Annotated in this window: 16 protein-coding genes; 15 read left to right on the top strand and 1 reads right to left on the bottom strand. The window is 57.8% G+C overall.

The features are described from left to right. The first annotated feature begins 109 nt into the window (after positions 1-109). From IE099_RS07820 to IE099_RS07770, 11 genes are all read left to right on the top strand, one after another. Positions 110-850: a M14 family metallopeptidase gene (locus tag IE099_RS07820; RefSeq protein ID WP_189569281.1), complete on the top strand. Its 741-nt coding sequence runs from the start codon at positions 110-112 to the stop codon at positions 848-850. A gap of 103 nt (positions 851-953) precedes the next feature. After that, positions 954-2,243, top strand: coding sequence for a pyruvate dehydrogenase complex dihydrolipoamide acetyltransferase (locus tag IE099_RS07815; protein WP_189569278.1), 1,290 nt, complete (start codon positions 954-956; stop codon positions 2,241-2,243). Between the two features lie 469 nt (positions 2,244-2,712). Beyond that, entirely contained in the window at positions 2,713-5,424 is a 2,712-nt protein-coding gene (locus tag IE099_RS07810; protein WP_189569275.1) for a LamG domain-containing protein, read from the top strand. A 10-nt stretch (positions 5,425-5,434) separates the two neighbouring features. After that, complete coding sequence (locus IE099_RS07805) at positions 5,435-6,082, top strand: LamG domain-containing protein (protein WP_189569272.1); 648 nt, start codon at positions 5,435-5,437, stop codon at positions 6,080-6,082. A 121-nt stretch (positions 6,083-6,203) separates the two neighbouring features. After that, the gene (locus tag IE099_RS07800) at positions 6,204-7,565 is read left to right on the top strand and encodes a uracil-xanthine permease family protein (protein WP_189569268.1); all 1,362 of its coding nucleotides are present in this window, start codon (positions 6,204-6,206) and stop codon (positions 7,563-7,565) included. Positions 7,566-7,607: 42 nt separating this feature from the next. After that, positions 7,608-8,477 carry a nitrilase-related carbon-nitrogen hydrolase gene (locus IE099_RS07795; RefSeq protein WP_189569265.1) on the top strand — a complete coding sequence of 290 codons (870 nt, stop codon included), beginning with the start codon at positions 7,608-7,610 and terminating at the stop codon, positions 8,475-8,477. A 32-nt stretch (positions 8,478-8,509) separates the two neighbouring features. Beyond that, a complete protein-coding gene (locus tag IE099_RS07790) occupies positions 8,510-9,841 on the top strand; it encodes an aspartate aminotransferase family protein (protein WP_229809440.1) in 1,332 nt (443 codons plus the stop codon). 12 nt (positions 9,842-9,853) lie between these two features. After that, positions 9,854-10,978, top strand: a complete 1,125-nt coding sequence (gene preA, locus IE099_RS07785; RefSeq protein WP_189569262.1) for an NAD-dependent dihydropyrimidine dehydrogenase subunit PreA — start codon at positions 9,854-9,856, stop codon at positions 10,976-10,978. Between the two features lie 4 nt (positions 10,979-10,982). Beyond that, on the top strand, positions 10,983-12,473 hold the full coding sequence (locus IE099_RS07780) for a CoA-acylating methylmalonate-semialdehyde dehydrogenase (protein WP_189569259.1): 1,491 nt from the start codon (positions 10,983-10,985) through the stop codon (positions 12,471-12,473). A gap of 17 nt (positions 12,474-12,490) precedes the next feature. Then, on the top strand, positions 12,491-13,909 hold the full coding sequence (gene hydA / locus IE099_RS07775; RefSeq protein ID WP_189569256.1) for a dihydropyrimidinase: 1,419 nt from the start codon (positions 12,491-12,493) through the stop codon (positions 13,907-13,909). A gap of 22 nt (positions 13,910-13,931) precedes the next feature. Beyond that, positions 13,932-14,987, top strand: coding sequence for an LOG family protein (locus IE099_RS07770; RefSeq protein ID WP_189569253.1), 1,056 nt, complete (start codon positions 13,932-13,934; stop codon positions 14,985-14,987). On the opposite strand, the gene IE099_RS07765 is transcribed toward IE099_RS07770, so the two are convergent. Continuing rightward, positions 14,984-16,153: an adenosine deaminase gene (locus IE099_RS07765; protein WP_189569251.1), complete on the bottom strand. Its 1,170-nt coding sequence runs from the start codon at positions 16,151-16,153 to the stop codon at positions 14,984-14,986. The genes IE099_RS07770 and IE099_RS07765 overlap by 4 nt on opposite strands. A 176-nt stretch (positions 16,154-16,329) precedes the next feature. Between IE099_RS07765 and uraH the strand changes: the two genes are divergently transcribed. The 4 genes from uraH to allE are packed head-to-tail and all read left to right on the top strand — an operon-like array spanning position 16,330 to position 19,904. Beyond that, a complete protein-coding gene (gene uraH / locus IE099_RS07760; protein WP_189569248.1) occupies positions 16,330-16,659 on the top strand; it encodes a hydroxyisourate hydrolase in 330 nt (109 codons plus the stop codon). Continuing rightward, the gene (locus IE099_RS07755) at positions 16,659-17,894 is read left to right on the top strand and encodes a M20 family metallo-hydrolase (RefSeq protein WP_189569245.1); all 1,236 of its coding nucleotides are present in this window, start codon (positions 16,659-16,661) and stop codon (positions 17,892-17,894) included. The genes uraH and IE099_RS07755 overlap by 1 nt, the downstream gene beginning before the upstream one ends. Next, the gene (gene allB / locus IE099_RS07750; protein ID WP_189569242.1) at positions 17,887-19,167 is read left to right on the top strand and encodes an allantoinase AllB; all 1,281 of its coding nucleotides are present in this window, start codon (positions 17,887-17,889) and stop codon (positions 19,165-19,167) included. The genes IE099_RS07755 and allB overlap by 8 nt, the downstream gene beginning before the upstream one ends. Continuing rightward, a complete protein-coding gene (allE, locus tag IE099_RS07745; protein ID WP_189569239.1) occupies positions 19,164-19,904 on the top strand; it encodes a (S)-ureidoglycine aminohydrolase in 741 nt (246 codons plus the stop codon). The genes allB and allE overlap by 4 nt, the downstream gene beginning before the upstream one ends. The last annotated feature ends 10 nt before the right edge of the window (positions 19,905-19,914 follow it).

Genomic DNA, 19,914 nt, shown 5'->3' with positions numbered 1-19,914 from the left:
CGGACAATGAAAAGCGGGCGGAAAGCGCACTCTCAACAGTGCTCTTTCATCCCGCCTTTTCGTTTCTTGGAAGCCTTTACCAAAGCCCCTCTCCGGTCTAACTGACCCCATGCCACTCAACCTGCAAGACTACCTCGCCCGAACTGCCGCCATGGCCTCGGACCGGGGATTCAGGAAGGAGCTAATTGGACCGGAAATCCCAGCCTTTTCCCGTGAAGGCGACGGTCCGGTGGTACTTCTGTCCTCTGGAATCCATGGAGACGAGCCCGCGGGCCCTCTGGCATCTCTCGCCTTTTTGGAAAGCGGTCCTTCCACAGACTTTCATTGGCTTCTCACCCCCTGCCTCAATCCAAGCGGCCTGACATTGGGGACGCGCGAGGATGCCAGCGGACGGGACTTAAATCGTGATTACCAGCTCTTTGCCTCCCCTAAAACCGCAGCTCACCGCGCCTGGCTGGACGACCAACCAGTGCCCGACCTCTTCATTTCTCTGCATGAGGACTATGATGCCACCGGCTTTTACTTCTACGAGATTCAGCTCGCGGGACATCCGAGCGTGCGCGACGCGATTTTCGAGAAAGTTCGTCCCCACCTGTCCATCGAGCCCGGCCCCATCATCGATGGACGCGAAAGCAGCGGCGACGGTTGGTTTTTTCGCGAAAATTTACCGGATTTGACCGAATTTTCCGAGCTGGAAGGCGGCTTCCCCGAGGCCCTCTACCTCTCCCAAAAGGGCTGTCCGCTCTCCCTGACCTTCGAAACTCCAACCAATGCCGAGCCGTTGGAAGCCCGAGTGGCGGGGCATTTGGCCGCGATCGAGGCCACTTTAGCTGAATTTCGTCAATTCTAGTCTGGATTCTCGTCACTGCTTTCTAGACTCTCTTGCAGGTCGGTGCTACAGGTCCCGCGCAATCCCGCCCTTTTCTTTAATCCAACTACTACTTTAAGAACACATGGCTTCTGAACTCGAAATGCCCAAGCTCTCCGACACGATGACGGAGGGAACCATCCTTCGCTGGCTCAAAAAAGAAGGCGATGCGGTCGAAATCGGCGACGAAATCGCTGAAATCGAGACCGATAAGGCCACTATGGCGATGGAAGTTTTTGACGAAGGCATTCTCAGCAAGATTATGGTCCAGGAAGGCGAAAAAGCCGCCGTGGGAGCCGTAATTGGCATTCTCGGTGACGAAGGCGAAGACGTTTCCGACTCCGGCAGCTCATCCAAGCCTGCGGAAACTCCGGCCCCAGCCGAGGAAAAGAAGGAGGCTTCTCCTGCTCCCGCTGCCTCCTCTCCAGCTCAAGCTCCTGCGCCAGCCGCCCCGGCCTCTTCGGATGGCAGCCGCCTGCGTGTCTCTCCCCTCGCCCGCAAGATTGCGGAGGAAAAGGGCGTGGACCTCACCACCCTCACCGGCAGCGGTCCCTCCGGACGCATTGTCAAAAAAGACGTGGAAGCAGCCGGCAGCGGCAGCGCCAAGCCAGCCGCGAGCTCTTCTGCTCCCGCCGCCGCAGCCGCACCAGCCGCCAAGGCCATCGTCCCGGCTGCAGCCTCTGGCGAAGACCAGCGCATCGAGCTGTCCACCATGCGGAAAATCATCGCCGACCGTCTCCTGACCTCCAAGGTGACCATCCCACACTTCTACCTCCACGTCGAGGTAGACGCCGCCCCGTTGATGAGCTTGCGCAAGCAAATCAACGAGCAGGCCGAGAAGACTACAGGCAACAAATACACCATCAACGATTTCATCGTGAAGGCGCTCATCAATGCCTCGGTGGCCGTTCCCCAAGTGAACGCTTCCTTCGCCGGCGACCACATCGTTCAATACGCATCCGTCGGCGTTTCCGTCGCGGTAGCAGTAGATGACGGTCTGGTGACTCCCGTGGTGAAAAATGCCGAGACCAAGTCTCTCTTGCAGATTTCCCGCGAGATCAAGGACATCGCCGCTCGCTCCCGCGACAAGAAGCTGCGTCCCGACGAGTTCGATGGCGGCACCGTGACCATCTCCAACTTGGGCTCCTATGGCATCGATTCCTTCGACGCCATCGTCAACCCACCCCAGGCCATCATCCTTTCCGTTGGCAACATCGTGAAGAAGCCCGTGGTTGTCGGAGACGAAATCAAGCCCGGCCTGCGCCTCAACCTCGGCCTCTCCTGCGACCACCGCGTGGTGGATGGAGCCGTCGGAGCCCAGTTCCTCGCTGAGATGAAAAAGCTCATCGAGAACCCCGCTCTCATGCTGGTCTAATCCGCTCTGCCGCGAGCAGAACCTTTCTCTGGCCCTTGCGCCAGACCCATCACTCAGGGCCTTTCGCCCTGAGTTTTTTTTTGTCACTCGATTTCCGGCTAAGCGTGGCTTCGCTCTCTCAGCGGCGCTCACATCATTCTGCGCAATTCTCACTCTAAGAGCCCATGCAGTGAAACTTGCCGAACCTAGACACGAGACCCCGATTCAACTCAACAGAACTGCCCAACTTATTTTTGAAACTCATCGACTTGTTCGCCTCCTCTCCAGGTAGAAACCTCCTCCGAAGGGGCCTTCAAAATGCGCGCAAAAAGTGTCCCTGATGAAAATCATCAAGCCTTTGGGGAGTTCCAGCTACCTTCGGGGCAATCTATGGTAGCCCACAAGGGATAAACTCTATATGAATTAAAGGATCGCTAGATGACCAAATGATTCGCGCCGGGAGCAAAACCTAACAACAGGGTCTCCCCCAATGCGGCAATTTGCGAAATCCGACGATCAGTTAAACCATGAAAAAAATCCACTATCGCTTCTTTGGCTTGCTTCAAGCGGGTTTCTCCCGCTGAGCCTCGAAGCTCAATACGACACCGACCTCATAGGCTACTGGCAATTCGAGAACGACCTCGTTGAAAGCTCCGGCTCCCACACTGCCGGCACCCACGACGGCACCGCAGTTGGAACGATTGCTTACGGCGCCGGTCCTATGGCTTCCTTCGGCCAAGGCATCACTCTTGATGGCTCCAACGGAGTCATCGTCAACGGAACCAATGCTGGCCAAGTGGGCTACGTCAATACCTTCGACGACGGGGTTGACGGCGCTCTCTCCATTTCTTTCTGGGCCCAGGGCTTGCCTGCCCGATGGTCTCCCTTTGTCGCAAAACGCGGGGAAACCGAAGAAGGTTATCAGGTCCGCAGACGGGATTCTACCTCCAACGCGACCTTCACTCTGCGAGGCACCGATGGGGTCGACGATCCACAAGGAGCTATCGATGTGGCGACCGGTCAGCCAGTCTGGACCCACTATGCAGCAACCTGGAATGCAACCACTGGGGAGCGACGACTCTATATCAACGGCGTTGAGGACACCGTCCAGACGCAAACCGGCGATAACGCGGGCGATGGCCCGGGCAATGCCATCAACTATTGGCTGACCTTTGGAATGCGTCACAACAACGCCGATCCTGCTGTTTTCCAAAACTTCTTCTCCGGAGCGATTGACGACGTCGCGATTTGGAATCGTGAACTCAGCAGCCAGGAAGCCTTTCAACTCGGACAAGCTCCCCTCGCCGACATTTTGACCGAGACCGACTCTGACGGCGACGGTCTCTTTGACTCCCAGGAGAGCACCTTCGGAACAAACCCGGGCCTCACAGATACTGATGGCGATGGCGTCACCGATTTTGAAGAATTCACCAAGGGTGGCAATGGAACCGTCGATGACGACATCGATATGGATGGACTCACCAACCTCCAGGAAACCACTGGTTCCGCGAACCCTTTCGTTTCTGGCCTAAATACCGGCACCACTCCCGGGGAAACGACCGATTGGAATGATCCAGATTCAGACGGCGACGGGGTTAACGATGGCGACGAGCTTTCCGCCTCCAACGGATTTGTAACCGATCCCAACAACTCCGATACCGATGGAGACAGCTTCTCCGACGCAACGGAGTTGGCTGGGGGCTTCGACCCGACCGACCCGGATTCGGTCCCCCCAATTACCGCCGGTCTGGTGGGTTATTGGGAATTCGAAGGCGACCTGACCGAAACCTCCGAAGCGCATCCCGTCGGAACACACGATGCAGCCACCACCGACGGCTTTGCTCCGGAATTCGGGGTTGGCCCTACTGTCGCGGACAACGGAGTCAGCGCTGACTTTGGAGGCTCTCTTAATACAGTGGCAGAAGGAGTCAGCTACGGGGTCTACGTCAAAGGCTCCAACAGTGTGGCGGGAACTCCCGAGGAGCCCTACGTCGACACCTTCGATGCCGCCATTGGCGATGAATTCTCCGTTTCCGTCTGGGCCAAGGGCTGGCCTGATCGGTGGAATCCTTTTGTATCTAAAAAAGGAGAAGCCAATGAAGGATTCCAGATTCGAAGGGCGGATAGTACAAACAACGCGACCTTCACCCTTCATCAGACTGCCGGGGCGATTGACCCTCGCGGCACTGATACATCGGGCCTCGGGCAACCCGCCTGGAAGCATTACCTGGGAACTTGGAACGGTCAGACAGGAGAGCGAAAGCTCTACGTGGACGGAGTCTTGGCCTTCACCGTCACCGGTGACTTCGAGACGGGCGATGTTGGAGCAGCTGACAACTATTGGCTCACCTTCGGGGCACGTCACAACAATGCCGACCCAGCCATTTTCGGGAATCTCTTTGCAGGAGAAATCGATGATGTGGCCTTCTGGCACCGCGCATTGACCCCGGTCGAAGCCGCGCAACTCAGCTCTGCTCCCCTCTCCTTTATCAAGGATCAGGAGGACAATGACCGCGACGGACTGGTGGCCATTCTGGAAGATGAATTCGGCACCTCTGATGACGATCCCGATAGTGATGACGACGGAGTCGGTGACTTGGATGAGTACAACAAGGGCGGCAACGACAATCTTGACGATGACTTTGACAACGACGGCCTTACCAATTCTCAGGAAACCTCCGGAACAGCCAATCCTTGGGTGGAAGGCTCCAGCTCCGGAACTCCAGGAGAGATCACTGACTGGTGCAACCCGGATTCCGATGGTGACGGCCTCTCCGACGGTGATGAAGTTGCCGCCACAAATGGTTCCGTTACCGATCCAAACAACCCCGACACGGACGGAGACGGGTTCAACGATGGAACCGAGGTGACTTCGGCGACCGATCCTCTGAACTCTGAAAGCATCCCGACCAATTGGCTGCGCGACCTCTGTGGCTACTGGCAGTTTGACAACGACCTGACCGATAGCACCGCCCCCAGCGCGGACGGCATCATGAGAGGAATCGACACCACAGAGACCTACGCGACCGGGCAATTCGGGCAAAGTATTGATCTGGATAAAGCCAGCGAACAACGAATTGAAGTCACCGGAGATGAGAACAAATTCGACAGCGTTGGCGGAGACCTCACCGTCTCGCTTTGGATCCAAGTCGAGAGCTTCGACCAAGCCTGGCAGGCCATCATCTCCAAAAGGAGAAGGTAGCAACTGGCGAATGGCCCGACGCGACGACTCGAACGGAGTCTCCTATGCCGGAGGAGCGGCTGACGTCCCATCCACCAACGAACTGGCAAATGCCCATCCCGTGAATGATGGCAACTGGCACCATGTGGTCGCGGTAACAACTGCGGGGGTATCCCAGAGCTTGTGGGTTGATGGCGTTCTGGTGGAGACCCGAACCGACAACCTCCCCAGCCTCACCGATTCGCCTCATCCTCTGTTGATTGGCGGGAACCCGGACACCGCAGCGGATCTCGCTGGAGCCTTCCGGACCTGGAACGGGAACATCGATGATGCCGCCGTGTGGAAACGGGCCCTGTCGGTGAACGAAGTCGCCACTCTCTTCTACAACGGCAACTCACTGGAATACCTCATCGCCAACGATGTCACTCCTATCGACCCCCCGGTGATTGCAGACGTCGAAATCACCGCTACTGACTTCGATGAACTGGGCGGCTTCAATGTGGAAGTAAGTGGTCTGGCACCAAACGATAGCTATCAAATGAGGCGGAGCCTGCTCTTGGATGGAACTGACTGGATCGATGTCGGAGATGTCTTCTCAGGCGGCGCTACCCACACCTTCGTTGATACAGAACCAGTGGCGAAAGCCTTCTACCAAATCTTCGAAGTTACTCCCAACTAGTCGGCCGGAAGCATCCGACCACTCTTAAACTCTCAACGCCGGGGCTTCTTCAGCCCCGGCGTTTTTTTGTGAGGGATCCCCCCGATCAAGATTGGCTCTGAATCTGCTATTCCGACCGTTTATGCTCTACACCATTGACGACAAGCCACCTCTGGGCACCTCCCTCCTCCTGGGGTTCCAGCACTACCTGACCATGTTCGGGTCGACGGTGGCCATTCCCCTTTTGCTGCAATCCCACCTTGGGGCCTCCAATGCGGAATTGGCGATTCTGATCAGCACGATGTTTCTGGTGAGTGGAATTTGCACCTTCCTGCAGTCCACCTTCGGCTGCCGGCTCCCCATTATTCAGGGAGGCACCTTCTCCTTTCTCGGACCCGCGATCGCAATCTGCGGGATGGCCTCGCTGGCCGAAGCGGGTTTTGAAATGCGGATGCAGCATGTGCAGGGCGCCGTCATCGCAGGCTCCTTTTTCGAAATGATTATTGGGTTCAGCGGATTGATGGGAAAGGTCCTCAAGTTCATCACTCCGGTCACCATTGCCCCCACCATCGCCCTCATTGGACTCGCCCTCTTCAAGTTCGGAGCGCCGTTGGCAGGCCAACACTGGGGCATTGGAGGCTTGACGATTCTCCTTCTGATCCTCTTCAGCCAATACCTCCGTTCCACCCACCGACTCATCAACCTCTTCCCCATTTTGCTGGGGCTGCTAATCGCTTGGGCGGTGGCCACGCTTTGCACTTGGACCGGTTTTTTTGAAAAAGGACACCCCGCCTACGTCAGCTTCGAAACCGTTAAAGATGCTCCCTGGATACACGTCCCCACCCCTTTCCAGTGGGGGATGCCGGCCTTCGGTGCCGCTGCCATTGTTGGCATGCTGGCTGGCTACATCGCGAGTATGATCGAGTCTACGGGCGACTATTACGCCGCCGCCCGGATGTCCCATGCTCCGCCTCCCGACGCCAAGACCGTCAATCGCGGGATCGGCTTCGAGGGGATCGGATGCTTCATCGCGGGCATCTTTGGCACCGGCAACGGGACCACTTCCTATTCGGAAAACATCGGTGCTATCGGGCTCACCCGCGTGGGAAGCCGGAGGGTGATTCAGGCCGCCTCCCTTCTCATGCTGGTGCTCGCAGTGTTCGGAAAGTTCGGCGCGCTCTTTACGTCCATCCCCAGTCCCATTGTGGGCGGAATGTATTGTGTGATGTTTGCAATGGTGACCGGGGTCGGCCTCTCCAACTTACAATTCGTCGATCTCAACTCTCCCCGCAATCTCTTCATCATCGGCTTCGCCCTTTTCGCCGGGCTTTCCTTGCCCGAATACGTGGGCCCCAACACCGAATTAATTCAGGGACTTTTCCCCTCTTCTTTCCAATGGTTTGCTGCTATCCTCTCGACGATCGGGAGTTCTGGAATGGCCGTTGGCGCGTTTCTTGCTCTTTTACTCGATAACACAATCCCCGGCACCTCCGCAGAACGCTGAATCGATGCCCTTTCCCATAACCCTAAAACCCCCTAATTCCAAATGCCTCGTATTGTCAAAGCCGGCCTCATCCAAGCTTCCACCACCCACTCCGGTTCCGAAGATCCCACCGTCATCCGCGACGCCATGATCGAAAAGCATGTCGCCATGATTGAGAAGGCGGCGGCACAAGGAGTGCAGATTCTCTGCCTGCAGGAGCTCTTCTACGGACCCTATTTTTGCGCGGAACAAGAGATTCGCTGGTATGAAATCACCGAGCAGATTCCCGATGGTCCAACGACCCAGTTAATGTGCGAACTAGCCGCTAAGCACCAAATGGTGCTCATCATTCCCATCTACGAAGTTGAGGTCGAAGGCATCTACTACAACACCGCCGCAGTCATCGACGCCGACGGAACTTACCTCGGTAAGTATCGCAAAAATCACATCCCCCACTGCCATCCCGGCTTCTGGGAAAAGTTCTACTTCCGCCCCGGCAACCTCGGCTATCCGGTCTTTCAGACCAAAGTCGGAACCATCGGCGTCTATATTTGCTACGATCGTCACTTCCCCGAAGGAGCCCGCGCTCTGGCCCTTAACGGAGCGGAGATCGTCTTCAATCCTTCGGCGACCGTTGCCGGTCTGAGCGAGTATCTCTGGAAGCTGGAGCAACCCGCCCACTGCGTGGCAAATGGATACTTCATCGGCGCCATCAATCGCGTTGGCACTGAAGCCCCCTGGGGAATTGGCGAGTTCTATGGTCAGTCTTATTTCTGCAATCCCAAGGGCCAACTCATTGCCGAGGGATCGCGCGATCAGGACGAACTCATCGTCGCGGATCTGGACCTAGACGAGATTCGCGAGGTGCGCGACACCTGGCAATTCTTCCGCGACCGCCGCCCCGATAGCTATGGCGATCTCGTGAAGCCCTGAACCTTCTCCCCTCCTGTTAGAAAACCACCCCCGTGCCCGAACTCCCACCTTTTAGCCACACTCCGAAGCGTTACACCGGTCTCCCTTTTGAAGAAGTCATGCGACTGCGTCAGGAGCACCTGACGCCAGCTCTCCTGACCTACTATGAGAAGCCCGTGATGCTGGTTGAGGGCAAGATGCAGTATCTCTTTGATGAAAAGGGACGCCGCTACCTCGACGGTTTCGGCGGCATCGTCACCGTCAGCTGCGGTCACTCCCATCCCGGAATTCTTGCCGCCGCCCACGACCAGTTGGACACTCTCGTCCACGCTACGACCATCTATCCCAATCAGGAAGTGGCGTTCTATGGCAAGGCCCTGGCCGACAAGATGCCTGGCGATCTTTCGGTCTGCTACTTTGTCAATTCCGGCTCGGAGGCCAACGACCTCGCTCTCTTGATGGCTCGCCTCCATACGGGCAACTACGACCTCATAGCTCTCCGCAACTGCTACCATGGCGGGTCCCAATCAACGATGGGCATGACTGCCCATGGCACTTGGAAGTTCAATACTCCACAAGGCTTCGGTATCCACCATGCCCTCAATCCGGACCCCTATCGCGGTCCCTTTGCCGGACACGACGATCCCGCCACTGCTTACGCCAACGACGTCAAGGAACTGATCCAATTCGCCACTCCCGGCAGAATCGCAGGCTACATCGCGGAATCCATCCAAGGCGTCGGTGGCGCGGTGGTCTTTCCGGAAGGCTATCTGGCAAAGACCTACGACATTGTCCGCGCCCACGGAGGTCTCTGCATCGCGGATGAAGTGCAAGCGGGATTCGGCCGCACCGGCTCTCACTATTGGGGCTTCGAAAGCGAAGGAGTGCAGCCCGATATCGTCGTCATGGCCAAAGGCATTGGAAACGGCTTCCCGCTCGCCGCAGTGGTCACCACTCCCGAGATCGCGGCCTCCCTGACCTCTCACATCCACTTCAATACCTATGGGGGAAACCCTCTCGCTTCCCGCATTGGTCGCGCTGTCATCGAGGCCATCGACAACGATGGCTTACAAGCCAATAGCGCCCAAGTGGGAAGCCATCTCAAAGACAAGCTCATTGGCTTGGCCGACAAACACTCCCTCATCGGACAAGTCCGCGGCAAAGGCCTCATGCTGGGCATCGACCTCGTCACCGACCGCACCACCAAGGCCCCCGCCACGGCGGAATGCGCCGCGGTCTGGAACAAGGCCAAGGACCTAGGTCTCCTGGTCGGAAAAGGCGGACTCGCCGGCAACGTCATTCGCCTCAAGCCCCCCATGTGTCTCACGATGGAAGACGCTGACTTTATGGTCGCGGTCCTCGATGAGGCCCTCACTCAAATCTAACCCCCTACTACTATGGCTACCCTCGAAACAACTGTCGATGGCATCAAGATGCCCAACCCCTTCGTAATTGGATCCGGCCCTCCGGGAACCAATGTCCGCGTAATCAAACGAGCCTTTAAAGAGGGATGGGGTGGAGTGATCGCCAAGACCGTCAGCCTGGACGCCTCCAAGGTCGTCAACGTTGGTCCCCGCTATGCCAAGCTTCACTCCACCGATGGCAAGGAAGTCATTGGGTGGGAGAATATCGAGCTCATCAGCGACCGTCCTTTCGAGAAATGGCTGGATGAATTCAAAGAATGCAAAGACGAGTATCCCGACGGAGTGCTCATCGCTTCCATCATGGAGGAGTTCAACAAAGACGCCTGGTGCGAGATCACCGAACGTTGCCAAGAGGTGGGTGTGGACGCCTTTGAACTCAATTTCTCCTGCCCCCACGGACTCCCTGAACGAAAAATGGGAGCCGCCATGGGCCAGGATCCAGACATTCTTGGGGAAGTGTGCTCTTGGGTCAACGCCGTCTCCAAGATCCCCGTCTGGGCCAAGATGACCCCCAACGTGACTCATATCGAAGACCCCTCCCGCGCCGCCCTCGCCAACGGTTGCGAAGGCATCGCGGCCATCAACACCATCCGCTCGGTGATGGGGGTCGACCTGGAGACCTTGCGCCCCATGCCAACGGTGGAAGGCTACACCACCCCCGGTGGCTACTCCTCTCGGGCGGTCAAGCCCATTGCTCTCCGAATGGTGATGGAGATCGCCCAACTGATCCGCAAGGAATTCCCAGGCCGCTCTCTTTCCGCTATCGGCGGGGTCGAGACCGGTCGCGACGCCGCCGAGTTCATCCTCCTCGGTGGAGATACGGTCCAAGTCTGTACCGGCGTCATGAAGTTCGGCTATGGCCACGTGAAGACGATGTGCGACCAGCTTTTGGAATTCATGGACAGCAAGGGCTTCGAGACCTTGGACGATTTCAGGGGTCAAGCTCTCGACTGCTTCACTACCCACGCCGAACTGGTCCGCATGCAGACCGAGCGCAAGTCCGCGGAGAAGGCAGCCAAGGAAGCGATGGTCGCCAGTGATGGCGAATGGGATGGCGACGACTTCGTCAAGCAATCCGATCAACTCGCTGGAAACTAAAATCATGGCTCTTTCCCCCTGCCCCATCCTCATCAACGGAACCTGGTCCGTCCCCGAGACCGCTGAGACCAGCGATGTCCACAACCCTTCCACTGGTGAAGTCATCGCCAAAGTGCCCATGTGTGGTGCGGACGTTGTCGACTCCGCAGTCGCCGCCGCCACCGCGGCCTTTGAAGGCTGGTGGCAGACTCCACCCGTGATGCGCGTCCGCATCATGATGCGCTATTGCGCGCTGTTAGAAGAAAACTTTGAGGAGCTTGCCGCCATGATAGTGGTGGAGCACGGCAAGACCATGACCGAGGCCCGGGGCGACCTCCGTCGCGGAATCGAGGTTGCGGAGTATGCCTGCGGTATTACCGACATGCTCAAGGGCGAGGTCCTCGAGAATGTCGCGCCAGGAATCGACTGCTCGATGGTTCGGCAACCTATCGGAGTTTGTGTGGGGATTTGCCCTTATAACTTTCCTGCCCTGGTTCCCATGTGGATGTATCCCATGGCGCTCGCGTGCGGAAACTGCTTCATTCTGAAGCCTAGCGAGAAAGTGCCGCTGACCGGAATCAAGCTCATCGAGTTGTTAGAAGAAGCCGGCCTTCCCCCCGGAGTCTTCTCTGTCGTTCACGGTGGCAAGGAGTGCGTCGATGCCCTATTGGAACACCCTGACGTCGCAGCGATCTCCTTTGTCGGAAGCTCCCCCATCGCGGAATATATTCACAAGACCGGAACAGCCCATGGAAAACGCGTGCAAGCGGCTGGGGGCGCAAAAAACTTCGTCGTCGTGATGCCCGATGCAGATTTTGGAAAGGCGGTCGAAGGCCTTACCGATGCCGCCTTTGGCTGCTCCGGCCAACGGTGCATGGCCGGTTCCACGGCAGTGACCGTGGGCGAAGCTTCCGAGCGCTTTATCCCCGCAATCGTGGATTCTGCTTCAGCTCTCAAAGTCGGTCCCACCCACCTCTCGCCCGAGGCCAAACTCGGCGGCGTCATCACTCCCCAGCATCGCGACCGGGTCTCATCTCTCATCCAATCTGCGGTGGACGAAGGCTGCGACCTTCTCGTCGACGGCCGCAATGCCCAAGTCGCGGACTATCCGGATGGCTTTTACCTGGGAGCGTCAGTGGTCGACAAGGTGAAGCCTGGAATGACCATCTTCCAAGAAGAGGTCTTCGGGCCGGTCCTCAATGTGATGCGCATGAACGACCTCGAGGAAGCCCTTGATCTGGCGGGCAAAGTCTCCTTCGGCAATGGAGCTTGTATCTACACCCAGAGCGGACGGCTCGCGCGCGAGTTCCGCCACCGGGTCAAGGCGGGAATGATTGGCATCAATGTCGGCGTCCCCGCCCCCCTCGCCTACTTCCCCTTCTCGGGATGGGACTATTCCTTCTTCGGCGACCTTCACCTGCAGGGTCGGGAGTCGGTCATGTTTTTCACCCGAGCCAAGGTCTATACCGAACGCTGGTTTGCTCCTGGCGAAGGCGATGTCTGGCACCAGGACTAACAGAATCTAACACGGCTATGTCACTTCTGATCAAAAACGGAGAAATCGTCACTGCAGGCGGACGCTACTTCGCAGATATCTACTGCGAGGACGAACAAATCACCGCCATCGGCAAAGACCTCGACTTCGACGCTGACGAAGTCATCGATGCGACTGGGAAGTTCGTATTCCCCGGCTTCATCGACCCCCACGTCCACATTTACCTACCCTTCATGGGCACCTTTTCCAAGGACGATTACGCCAGTGCCAGTCGCGCCGCGCTGGTGGGAGGCACAACGACTTTGATCGAGATGTGCTGCCCCTCCCGAGCGGAAGAACCGTTGGAAGCCCTGCAGCTTTGGAATTCCAAGGCGGAAGGACTCTCTGCCTGCGACTACACATTCCACATGGGCGTGACCCGTTTCGACGAACTCGCCGAAAGCCAGTTGCGCACCATTGTGGCGGACTATGGGATTACCTCCTTCAAAGTCTTTCTCGCCTACAAAGGCGCCTTCGGAATTGATGATGCCGAGCTCTACGCCACTCTCAAGCTGGCCAAAGAACTCGATGTCGTCGTCACCGCCCATTGCGAGAATGCCGACCTCGTCGCCCAAACGCAGGCGGCACTGGTCGCGGAGGGTAAAGTCGGGCCCGAGTGGCACGAACCCTCGCGCCCCGTTACAGTGGAAGCGGAGGGCTGCCACCACTTCATGACTTTTGCCGAAATGACCGGAGCCGAGGTCTACGTGGTGCACACCTCCTGCCAACCGGCGGTGGAGGCCATCGTGGCAGCCCGTGGCCGGGGGGTGAAGGCGACCATCGAGACCGTCATCCCCTACCTCGTGCTCGACAGTAGCTACACCGAGCGGCCCGACTTCGAAGGCGCGAAGTATGTGATGTCACCTCCCATTCGCGCGAAAGAGCATCAGGACTTTCTCTGGAAAAAGCTCGCCGACGGAACCATCGACACCGTCGGAACCGACCACGCGCCCTTTGATTTTTCTACCCAGAAGCACATGGGCCATCCCGATCCGAACAAGGCGGTGAACGCAGACTTTTCTCCCCGTGGCGAGGCTGCTGACTTCACCCTCATTCCCAATGGCGTTCCCAGTGTGGAAGACCGCGTCAACCTGCTCTACACCTATGGAGTCACGACCGGCAAGATCGACCTCCAAACCTTTGTCGCCACCGCCTCCACCAACGCCGCCAAGCGCTTTGGCTTGTTTCCCCGTAAAGGCGACATCTCAGTCGGAGCTGATGCGGATTTGGTCATCTATGATCCCGCCTACACAGGAATCATCTCGGCCGAGACCCACTTGATGAATACCGACTATTCGGGATTCGAAGGGATGGAGATCAAGGGCCGCCCCGCCTGCGTAACCGTCCGCGGGCAAATCGCCGCTAAAGAAGGTCAGTTCACCGGCACCCTTGGCCGGGGAAAACTTCTCAAGCGCTAGCACACTTTTCACCCAACTCATCATGCCTACAGTTCGCCTTTCAGGAAAGGTCATCGGACCCGATGACGCCCGCCGCCCGATTCGGGCCAAGTTACTTTTCCTCCTCTTCAATAGTGGATGGGACATCTACAACTCCAATGGAGATCAGACCGTCACCCTCTCCAACATCGAGAAAAAGCTCATCGAATCCGACGCCTTCGTCTTCACCCCTGGAGCCAGCTTGAACGATATGTTCCAAGCGGTCTCCATCTTTGTTGGCTATCAAACAGTTGACCCTAATCTTCAGGGGAAGCCAACTGTGATCTTAAACGATGATAACTCTTGGGACCCGCTCTTTCGCGTTCTCGCCCACTTTCGTGAGATGGGAACCATCAAACAAGACTACCGCGAGTTCCTCCTAACAGGTGACAGCCCCGAGGAGGTCGTAGCCAGCCTTGCAGAGGTGCGCGCGGAAGGCCTACCTGATGCCGGACGGGAAAAAATTGCCAGCAAGCCCATCACCGCCGCCGATGTCGATCCACCCGCTGACCTTCGGGGCAACGTTTGTGTCTTCTGCTCCGCCAGCCTGGAAGATCCTGCCTACGTTGCAGATGGCGAGGCCTTGGGTCGACTGTTAGCCGAAAACCAAATGGGCTGCGTGTCGGGTGCGGGAAGCTCCGGAATCATGGGTGCGGTCGTGCGCGGCTCCGTCCAGGCTGGCGGCTGGACCGCAGGCTCCAACGTCCCCCACATCATCGAGCTGGAAGGCCTGCCGGACGGGCTTTCCCGTCTTTGGCTGCAACCGGATATTTACACCCGGATGGAAGTCATGATCGAGAACTCCGACGCGTTCGTCATCTTTCCTGGAGGGTCGGGCAGCGTGCAGGAGCTCTTCGCCCTCATGATTCTGCGCCATCAGAAGAACCCCGCGATGGAGGGCAAGCCTATCATCGTCTTCAATCGGCCGGACGCCAACGGGGTCTCGTTCTGGAGCCCCTTGATCGAACTCCTCTCTCACTATTGCGCAGAGAACGAATTCGACACCGCCACTTCCCTCGACGAAATCAAAGCTCTCCTGCTCGCAAAAGTAGGAATCTAACCGGCGTCGCCAAACTCTCCGGAGAAGGCTCGCAAATTCAATTCAGCAAACAAAACAGCATAAGCAGGAAGCACTCGATTATGAATCAAACTGACCCTCTCAGCGTATGGAGCGAAACTGCTCTTAACCGCATTCACAGTGAGCTTTTCCAGATCCATCAGCGAGAGACCGAAAGTCTCGGTGGCAATGGTGAGTTCCTTCGACAACTCGGTATCACTCATCAATCGATCATCGGTATTGAGACAGACCCGGAACCCCGCCTGATAGAAGATCGGGAAGGGATGACCCTCGATGGAGGAGCAGGCTCCAGTATGAAGGTTGCTTGAAAGGCACATCTCTAGTGGAATCCGTCGATCAATAATGTATTGCGCGAGCTTGCCCAACTTCCAGGAGCCATCTTCCTGCAAACTCATATCCTCTAACAATCGCGTGGCATGACCGAGGCGATGGGTCCCGCAGTATTGCAAGGCCTGCCAAATCGACTCCGGACCAAAGGCTTCGCCAGCATGAATAGTGAGGCGAAAGTTCGCGCGGTGAATGGCTTGAAACGCCTCCAGATGGCGCTTGGGCGGATGACCATATTCCCCCCCAGCGAGGTCAAAACCGACCACTCCTTTTTCGCGCCAGCGGATGGCCAGCTCCGCCGCCTCCAGCGAATCTGTGCGATCCCTCATCGCGCAAATGATCAGGCCCCAGGTCACTCCATACTCCCGCCGGCCGCGTTCCAATCCTTGTGTAACAGCCTCCAGGACCTCGTCGTCGCTCAGCCCTTTCTCATGATGAAAAACCGGTGCAAATCTGACCTCGGTGTGAATCACCCCATCCCGGGCCATGTCCTCAATGTATTCGTAGGCAACCCGCTCCAGACCTTCCTTGGTCTGCATCACAGCGATGGTGTGAGCAAAGCCTTCCAAATACTCCACCAGGTTTCCCCTCTGCGCGCCGCGATGAAACCACTGCGCCAATTCGCCCGCGTCCTCCGTCGGCAGGCCCTGGTAGCCCACCTCCTTGGAGAGGTCGATGACGGTCTGGGGCCTGACCCCGCCATCCAAGTGCTCATGAAGGAGCACCTTCGGCAAACGCCGAAAGTCCAGGGCCGCGACAAGTTCGGGTCCCGCAGGCAAGGCTGCCTGCGGCCGGTATCCAGGATATCTCTGTTCTATCATGCTCCCACAATAGCAGGTTTTTGTCCAAATTGCGCCTCAAATCACCTTCGAAAGAACGCCGCGGCAGATTCTCCGCTCCTCCACTCTTCCTGCACTTTGCCAATTCCAGCATCGACCCGGCAAGGGAACTGCTGATAAGTTCATAGCAGCGATTTCGCATTTCATTTTTCACCCCCATGTCCACCCTCTCAACCCACGTTCTCGATACCTGCAACGGAAAGCCCGCCGCAGGAATGCGCGTCACTCTCAGCCGCAACGGTCAACTGCTGCGAGACCTCACCACCAATGAAGACGGCCGCTGTGATGGCCCCCTGCTGGCCGACGAAGACTTTGCTCCCGGGATCTACGAACTCCGGTTCTTTGTGAGGAATTACTTCGAGGGCCTCGGCACTCCTTGTCCTTTTCTGGAAGAAGTGCCTATCGTCTTTTCGACCGTGGGACAACAGTCCTATCACGTCCCGCTCCTGTGCTCGCCGTGGAGCTATAGCACCTATCGCGGAAGTTGATGAGTTCCCCGCCCATCCAGCGCGCCTTGGAGCGCATCGACTTGTTAGGCTCCATCTCGGACAATTCCAACTTCCGGGTCCGCACCTTGCTTTCCCCTGCCAACCGTCGTGCGGCGGCCACGCTAAAGGACTGGATGGAGAAAGCAGGGCTCATCGTCGAGCACACCATCGACGGCTCGGTCCGCGGCATCCTCCCGGGTTCCAACCCCGAGGCTCCCGCACTGCTCTTAGGTTCTCACTTTGACACCGTCATTGATGCAGGGGCCTACGATGGCCCCCTTGGAATTCTCTCCGCCCTCGCCGCCATCGAGACCCTCCAGGAAGAAGGAATCGAGCTCCCCTTTCCCGTTCATATTCTGGGCTTTTCCGATGAAGAAGGAGTGCGCTTCCACACCACCTACATCGGTTCGCTGGGAATGCTGGGCCAATTGGACAAGGCGCGAAAGGCCGCTACCGACAAGGACGGAAATTCCTTAAGCTTCGTGCTGGCGACCGAAGGCTGGAGCAACGACGCCTCGGAGATTTGCTATCAGGCTGAAGATGTTCGGGGCTACGTGGAGCTCCATATCGAACAAGGCCGTGTCCTCGAAGAACTCCAGCTCCCGGCCTGCGGAGTCTCCGCGCTGGTGGGCCAGACGCGGTTGAAAGTCATCATCGAGGGACAAGCGGACCACGCGGGAACCACCCCCATGCCCATTCGCCGCGATGCCCTCGCGGGAGCTGCCGAATGCATCGTGGAGCTGGAGCGTCTCGCCAAGGAATGCGAGTCTGCAGTGGCTACCGTTGGCCAAATCGAAATCCATCCTGGCGCCGCCAATGCCATCCCGCAGACCGCCACTTTCTCCGTCGACCTCCGCCATGCTGACAACGAGGAACGCTTGCGACTCAAGAACGATTTTCTCAAGAACTTCAAGTTCATCGCCGCCCGACGTGGTCTCACTCTCAATTGGCAGACCATTCTCAACGATGACGCCACCCCTTGCGACACGCGGCTCACCGAACAGATTCTCGACTCGGTGGAAGCCACCACGGGGCATCGCACCACGCTGGTGAGTGGAGCCGGTCACGACGGGGTCATCTTTTCCCGAATCACTCCCATCGGAATGATCTTCGTCCGCTGTCGCGACGGGCTTTCGCATCACCCCGACGAGTATGCTTCCCCGGAAGACATCGCTACCGGCATTGAGATCCTCGTCCACTTTCTTCGCCAACAATGCACCTCCCAAGATGGCTGACTATCACTCCAAATTCTTAGGCAAAGACGACACCGGCGCTCCTCTCGAAATCGGGGTGCGGGACGGAGTCATCGTGGCGGTCGGGGGAAGCCTTGATGGCGAGGGAGAGCACGCCCACGACTTTGGCGACGCCATGCTCCTTCCGGGCTGGATCGATGCCCATGTCCACTTCAACGAACCCGGCCGCGCCGATTGGGAAGGCCTGGCCACGGGCTCGCAAGCCCTGGCTGCAGGTGGCGGCACGGTCTTTTTCGACATGCCTCTCAACTCCTCCCCTCCGGTTTTCGATGCTGCTTCTTTGCTAGAAAAGAAAGCCCTCGCCGAGAAGAAGAGTTGGACCGACTTCGCGCTCTGGGGCGGGTTGATTCCGCATTCTCTAACAAGTCTCCCGGAAATGGCTCGAGCTGGCGCAGTGGGGTTCAAGGCCTTTCTCTGTGACTCCGGCCTGACGGAGTTCCCCGCCACTGATCGCGCCACTCTAATCGAAGCAGCCAAAGTGGCCGCCGACCTAAACCTTCCCATCGCGGTTCACGCCGAGGTGCCGGTTCCCAATCAACCACCGCCAAGCGGCACGGACTATCACGCTTGGTGCCGATCGCGTCCAGTGACGATGGAGCTCGCGGGCATCGAGCTGGCGCTGGAGGCCTGCGAGAAATCGGGTGCCGCCTTTCACATCGTCCACGTCTCCTCCCCCGAAGGAGTAGACCTGATTCAACAAGCGAAAGCCGAAGGTCTCAACATCACTTTGGAAACCTGCCCCCATTACCTTCTGTTAGATGAGGAGAACGGCGCCGCAATCGGTAACCTCGCCAAGTGCGCCCCACCCCTTCGTCCCCGCGACCAGGTGGAAGCTCTCTGGAACCGGCTCAATCAAGGTCTGATCGACACCCTGGGTTCCGACCACTCGCCCTGCCCGCCCGAACTCAAAACCTCGTCTAACATCTTCGAGGTCTGGGGTGGCATCGCGGGGATTCAACATGGGCTTCCTCTGGTGCTTTCCCGCAACCCGTCCTTGTCCTGTCAAATTTCGCAGAAGGTCGCCGAACGCTTTCGCCTGCCCGCGAAAGGAGGCTTGCGCGTCGGCGTCGATGCCGATTTTATAGTATTGCAAAAAGGCTCGTTCCCCATTGAGGGCCAGTCGTCCCTCACCCGCCACCCGCACTCATCCTATTTGGGAATGACAAGCAGTTGGCAGGTGGCCGCGACTTATCTCCGGGGGGAAGCCATCACCGGTCCCGGACGCGCTCAATTTCTCACCCCACAAGCATCATGACTCTCTTTGGAAAAACCCGCACCAAGGTGGCTGCCCGCCACGCCCTCATCGCTCCCGACGGTTTGGTCCCTTCCGACTTTCCCGGCTGGCAGGGCGTGGTCGCCAATGTGATCCTCTCGCCGGCGATGGGTGCTAATCTTTCCCAGATTCTCCTGACCTTTCCGGATGAAGAAAGCGACTCACTGGCCATCTTTCCCGCCGACAAACATGAGCACGCTCTCTATCTCGAAACCGGCACGGTGCAGGTGGCTTACGAGGGAAAGGAAGTCACTCTCGAGCCCGGCGGCTTCCTCTTCACTCCTTGCGAGACCGAACTTCGAATCACCTCGCAGACTGCTGCCCGGCTCACCCTCTTTCGAAAAGTCTATCAGCAAGGTGGGCAGGACCTTCCTCCTTCCGTGCTGGGCAACGCCAACGAGGTGATGGGCGAGCCGTTTTTGGGCAATGAAAAAGCTCTCCTGAAGACCCTGCTGCCCATCGACCCCCGCTACGACCTGGCGATGAACATCTTCACCTATCAGCCCGGAGCGACCCTTCCCTTTGTCGAAACCCACATTATGGAGCACGGCCTCCTGATGCTTTCCGGACAGGGCATTTATCGACTGGAGGACGACTACTATCCCGTAATGCAGGGTGACGCGATTTGGATGGCGCCCTACTGTCCGCAGTGGTTTGTCGCCATGGGTGACGAGCCTGCCAGCTATCTTTATTACAAAGACGTGCAACGTCTCCCCTAATCCCCGAGTT

It is taken from the genome of Roseibacillus persicicus, from assembly GCF_014651675.1.
GTDB classification, from domain to species: Bacteria; Verrucomicrobiota; Verrucomicrobiia; order Verrucomicrobiales; family Akkermansiaceae; genus Roseibacillus; species Roseibacillus persicicus.
This window is presented reverse-complemented; position numbering and strand designations above follow the sequence as displayed.

Bases quoted from the DNA above. Each gene is read 5' to 3' on its own strand.
- IE099_RS07820 (WP_189569281.1), top strand. From the start codon at position 110: ATGCCACTCAACCTGCAAGACTACCTCGCCCGAACTGCCGCCATGGCC.
- IE099_RS07815 (WP_189569278.1), top strand. From the start codon at position 954: ATGGCTTCTGAACTCGAAATGCCCAAGCTCTCCGACACGATGACGGAG.
- IE099_RS07810 (WP_189569275.1), top strand. From the start codon at position 2,713: ATGCGGCAATTTGCGAAATCCGACGATCAGTTAAACCATGAAAAAAAT.
- IE099_RS07805 (WP_189569272.1), top strand. From the start codon at position 5,435: ATGGCCCGACGCGACGACTCGAACGGAGTCTCCTATGCCGGAGGAGCG.
- IE099_RS07800 (WP_189569268.1), top strand. From the start codon at position 6,204: ATGCTCTACACCATTGACGACAAGCCACCTCTGGGCACCTCCCTCCTC.
- IE099_RS07795 (WP_189569265.1), top strand. From the start codon at position 7,608: ATGCCTCGTATTGTCAAAGCCGGCCTCATCCAAGCTTCCACCACCCAC.
- preA (WP_189569262.1), top strand. From the start codon at position 9,854: ATGGCTACCCTCGAAACAACTGTCGATGGCATCAAGATGCCCAACCCC.
- IE099_RS07780 (WP_189569259.1), top strand. From the start codon at position 10,983: ATGGCTCTTTCCCCCTGCCCCATCCTCATCAACGGAACCTGGTCCGTC.
- hydA (WP_189569256.1), top strand. From the start codon at position 12,491: ATGTCACTTCTGATCAAAAACGGAGAAATCGTCACTGCAGGCGGACGC.
- IE099_RS07770 (WP_189569253.1), top strand. From the start codon at position 13,932: ATGCCTACAGTTCGCCTTTCAGGAAAGGTCATCGGACCCGATGACGCC.
- IE099_RS07765 (WP_189569251.1), bottom strand. From the start codon at position 16,153: ATGATAGAACAGAGATATCCTGGATACCGGCCGCAGGCAGCCTTGCCT.
- uraH (WP_189569248.1), top strand. From the start codon at position 16,330: ATGTCCACCCTCTCAACCCACGTTCTCGATACCTGCAACGGAAAGCCC.
- IE099_RS07755 (WP_189569245.1), top strand. From the start codon at position 16,659: ATGAGTTCCCCGCCCATCCAGCGCGCCTTGGAGCGCATCGACTTGTTA.
- allB (WP_189569242.1), top strand. From the start codon at position 17,887: ATGGCTGACTATCACTCCAAATTCTTAGGCAAAGACGACACCGGCGCT.
- allE (WP_189569239.1), top strand. From the start codon at position 19,164: ATGACTCTCTTTGGAAAAACCCGCACCAAGGTGGCTGCCCGCCACGCC.